The following is a 671-nucleotide window of genomic DNA, read 5'->3' on the forward strand; positions in this document are numbered from 1 at the left end:
AGTGGTCAAAAGAGTATCGACCCCGTTGTGTTCTTTAAACTGTGCTTGGTAGGTTATCTGGAAAATATCATCAGTGATCGGCAACTCATCCAGCACAGCAGTATGCGCTTGGATATCCTGTATTTTCTGGGCTATGATATCGACGAGGAACTGCCCTGGCATAGTACCATCAGCCGTACCCGCCAGTTATATCCAGAGTCTGTATTTGAACAGGTATTCACTAAGGTATTGGGTATGTGCGTTGAAAAAGGCATGGTAAGCGGCCATACCCGGGCCATGGATTCGGCACCCGTCAAGGCGAATGCCTCGACGGACAGTTTGGAGCTTAAAGTCCCCAAAGCAGATTTAGGTGCTCATTTGGAAAAGATCCGCCATATCAGTTCGATGGATAAAAAAAGTCCGATAAGGAAATCCAAGGTAAATAAAGCGCCCAGATCCCAACAAGAGATTGCGGCCAGCTCAAAAGAGCTACAAGAGATAAGCAGTAGAAATAGACGTTGGCAACTGGACCAGGACCAGCGGCCTGGAGCTGGCAACAAGGGCAGTAAATACACTTCCAACAAGACCCATTACAGCCCTACCGACCCCGATGCCAGGATCAGTGTCAAACCTGGTAAGGCGAGAAAACTAAATTACCTGAGCCAGCTTAGTGTGGATACAGCTCACCATGT

1 protein-coding gene is annotated in these 671 nt (G+C 48.0%); it reads left to right on the plus strand.

The annotated features are described in order from the left end of the window. Positions 1–671 (plus strand): transposase (locus tag HHX25_RS21065; protein ID WP_169677391.1); only part of this gene is annotated, 671 nt, incomplete at both ends.

It is taken from the genome of Flavivirga algicola (genome assembly GCF_012910715.1).
GTDB classification, from domain to species: domain Bacteria; phylum Bacteroidota; class Bacteroidia; order Flavobacteriales; family Flavobacteriaceae; genus Flavivirga; species Flavivirga algicola.